5 protein-coding genes are annotated in these 3,079 nt (G+C 62.8%); all 5 read left to right on the top strand.

Annotated features, from left to right (window positions below; all coding sequences use genetic code 11):
• Nucleotides 1–109 precede the first annotated feature (109 nt).
• The 5 genes from HUA78_RS45535 to HUA78_RS45525 all read left to right on the top strand — a co-directional run bounded on the left by HUA78_RS45535 (nucleotide 110) and on the right by HUA78_RS45525 (nucleotide 2,999).
• Complete coding sequence (locus tag HUA78_RS45535) at nucleotides 110–247, top strand: hypothetical protein (RefSeq protein ID WP_174479107.1); 138 nt, start codon at nucleotides 110–112, stop codon at nucleotides 245–247.
• A gap of 175 nt (nucleotides 248–422) precedes the next feature.
• Nucleotides 423–836 (top strand): hypothetical protein, encoded by a 414-nt coding sequence (locus tag HUA78_RS47120; protein WP_254624262.1) that lies wholly within the window; start codon nucleotides 423–425, stop codon nucleotides 834–836.
• Nucleotides 791–1,072, top strand: a complete 282-nt coding sequence (locus tag HUA78_RS47115) for a hypothetical protein (protein ID WP_254624261.1) — start codon at nucleotides 791–793, stop codon at nucleotides 1,070–1,072. Before HUA78_RS47120 ends, HUA78_RS47115 begins: the two co-directional genes overlap by 46 nt.
• The gene (locus HUA78_RS47110; protein WP_254624260.1) at nucleotides 1,073–1,426 is read left to right on the top strand and encodes a transposase; all 354 of its coding nucleotides are present in this window, start codon (nucleotides 1,073–1,075) and stop codon (nucleotides 1,424–1,426) included.
• Nucleotides 1,427–2,252: 826 nt separating this feature from the next.
• The gene (locus HUA78_RS45525) at nucleotides 2,253–2,999 is read left to right on the top strand and encodes a hypothetical protein (protein WP_174479106.1); all 747 of its coding nucleotides are present in this window, start codon (nucleotides 2,253–2,255) and stop codon (nucleotides 2,997–2,999) included.
• Nucleotides 3,000–3,079 lie beyond the last annotated feature (80 nt).

Genomic DNA, 3,079 nt, shown 5'->3' with positions numbered 1-3,079 from the left:
GCCCCTGCCTGTGCTCACCATGCCCGGAACGGGTGCTCACCATGCCCGGAACGGGTGCTCACCTCGGTCCGGAATCGGTGCTCACCATGGTCCGGAATCGGTGCTCACCATGACCCGGTACACGCAGTTGGACCCCGCCCTCTATCAGCTCCTCTATCGGATTGAGTGCTGCGTCCACGATCTCAAGCGCTTTCGCGCCATCGCCACCCACTACGACAAGACGGCGACCTGCTACCTCGCCCGGTGAGCGTCAAGGTAGTTGTCGCATGAGAGAGTTCAGCCGATGCGCCTCATCTCCTGCACGGCCGGGGAGAGGTTAGAAGAGGGGCCGAGACGAACGGGGCCTGCTGGAGCGTGCCTGTGACGCGGCATGGGTCGATGCGGCGTTTCATGAGCACCGGGGCAGGCAGTACGAGCGCGAGTTGCTGTTCTCTGACGTCGTCGACCGCATGAGTCTGGTGGTGCTGGGCCTGCACCCCTCGCTGCATGCGGCGGCCCAACGGTATCGCCTGCCCGTCTCGGTGCAGGCGCTCTACAAGAAAGTGAACCGGACCGAGCCAGCGGTCCTCCGGGCGCTGGTGCGCGGTGCGTACGCTCGGCTTGCTGCGGTGCGCCGCGCGATTGGCCCGGGGGACGCGGTTCGCGAAGGGATGGCCGTCCGCATCGTGGACGGCAACGACTTGCCGGCGAGTGACAAGCGCCTTTCTGCGTTGCGTGGCTTCCGGGGCGCCGCGATGCCGGGTCAGTCCCCCGTACTTTATGACCCGGACCTGGACCCGGTGGCCGAGACGTGCTGCCCTGGGAGGACGCGCATGACTATGAGCGCTCGCTGCTGAAGCATCTGCTGCCGCAAGTCGAGCCAAGTCACCTCTGGGCGGCAGACCGGGGCTTCAGCACGCGCTCAATTTTCCAGGCCTTCGCCGCACGCGACGCCTTCCTGCTGGTGCGCGAGCATGCACGCAATCCCGCACCGACCGAGGAGCGCCCGCGCCGGAAGGTGGAGCGAATCGAGACGGGCACGGTCTTCGAGCAGTCGGTGTCCATCCCAGACGGAGCCAGTGGCGTGCTGTGATTGCGGCGCATCGAGATTGAACGCGACACGCCGACCGAGGACGGCGAAGCGGTCATCCGGCTGCTGACGAACGTCCCGGCGGACCGCAAGGGAGTGACCACCCTCGCCCGGCTGTACCGCACGCGCTGGCGGATTGAAAGCCTCTTTGGCCGCCTGGAGCCTGTCCTTGAGGGCGAGGTACGAAGCCTTGGCTCCCACCGGGGTGCCCTGCTGGGATTCTGCGTCGCGCTGGTGGCCTACGACGTATCGGCCCTTTTGCAGGCGACGGTGCGACCGCGCATCAAGTGTGCGAGGAGAAACCCATCTCCCCTTTCTGCATCGCGGCCGAAATGCGTGAGTACTACGGCGGAATGAAGACTGCTCTCCCCGAGGAGGTTTGGGTGCCCTGCGAAAGCCAGACCCCGAAGCGGCTGGCCCGGACGCTGGTGGGCATGGCAAGGCACGTCGACCCGGGGATGCTGCTCAAACATCCTCGTGGACCGAAGCCAAGGAAGAAAGGCTGCGCGCCAGGCAGCGAGGTGCGCCGGCAGGTCGCGACGTCACGAGTCCTCGCTGCTGGCACCGTCGACTACGTCAAGCAAGATGCTCAAAGGGGTGCCCCTAAAAGCCCGTCACCGACCGCGGCGAGTCCGGCACGAAGGGGAAGCGCTCCATGCCGGGCATGGGGGGACGGCGGTGAGCGCCCCACGAACATCTCTGCACGCTCCCAACACGTAGACCAGTCGGTCACGACGTCACGGCATTGTATGACGCCACTGCCTCGAACACAAACGACAGGTGGCGAACTCGTACACAGACCAAAGTACGACCACTCCAACTTTTACGGATGTGGTGCGTATTTCTGCATGTGCCCAATATTTGAGCCTCATGCAGGTACGGATCGAAGTGGAGGGTGTCAGGACAGCCATGGGAGTGCGTCATCGTGCGTTGTGGGGCCCGAGCGGATGACCGCATGTTGAGATCTTGCCCTCAGCAGCCATTCAACCATCGCATCTGCCGCCCCGTCACCCACGGACAACAAGAAAGCCAACCCCTCCCTCCGCCCAACGTACGCACTCCGACCGAATCGTCCCCTCCAAAGCTACGCACAACGACTTCATTGCAGCCACCGAACAGCCTCGACACATAACAGCAAACCGCGGGTGAACTTTCGCACACACACCCCAACAGAAAGAGCCCCATGGGAAAGATTGATGGCAGTCAGCGACGTCATAACATTGCGCTCCCTTCGACTTCCTCCAATGAGAACAAGGCACGTACACAGGAGAGAAAGAACTCCCCTGCGCGGGACAACCCAAACGTGCGCACCCATCAAGGTCAGAGTGATTTCGAGGCCGGGACAAAGAAGGCCAACCCTCCCGCCCTCGACGCGAATGCGGTTCTGCCGGCGAAGCTGAATCCCGCATCTGTTCAAAAAGCCAACGAGCACTATGAGAAACTCAAAGGACTCAACCCCGCTGGAGCCGCGAAGTCCTTCGCAAAGACCGTCGAGGCTCACAAGAGTGAGCCTGACTACGTAGCTCAACTCGTCAATCGCGCCCGCGAAAAAGGTGGCTTGCTCGACAACTTAGCCCGCGCGCACGATGGCTTTTCTCCGTTCGCGAAAGATGAAAACGGCAACTATTCTCGCGAATTCATGGAGTCGGAACGCAAGGCTATTACTGATGCCCTTAGCACAGCACGCGCGAAAGGGTACCTCACCGACCAGGACGTTCGAGACCACGCAACGGACAATACCCAATGGCAGGACATCGCCAGCCGACTCAGCGTCCGCCATGTGGGGCGCCTCCCTGGCGCCGATGCCCCGCTCAAGGAAGTACATGGCGCCAAGACTCGCTTCGAGAAAGCACGCGATCAGGTCAGAGAGAAGAACGAGCGACCCCCCTGTGTCAGGGAAGAAGTCGCCTCGGCTGAGATGCCGAGCTGACCACCCGAAGGGGGCGAGTGCAGGCGGTTGAAGTGCCGTACACAGACGCATTCAAGGCGCAGATGGTGAAGCGGATGGTG

Source organism: Myxococcus sp. CA033, from assembly GCF_013336625.1.
GTDB classification, from domain to species: domain Bacteria; phylum Myxococcota; class Myxococcia; order Myxococcales; family Myxococcaceae; genus Myxococcus; species Myxococcus llanfairpwllgwyngyllgogerychwyrndrobwllllantysiliogogogochensis.
The sequence above is the reverse complement of the archived record's forward strand: the minus strand, read 5'-3'. Positions and strand labels throughout refer to the sequence as shown.

Bases quoted from the DNA above. Each gene is read 5' to 3' on its own strand.
- HUA78_RS45535 (WP_174479107.1), top strand. From the start codon at position 110: ATGACCCGGTACACGCAGTTGGACCCCGCCCTCTATCAGCTCCTCTAT.
- HUA78_RS45525 (WP_174479106.1), top strand. From the start codon at position 2,253: ATGGGAAAGATTGATGGCAGTCAGCGACGTCATAACATTGCGCTCCCT.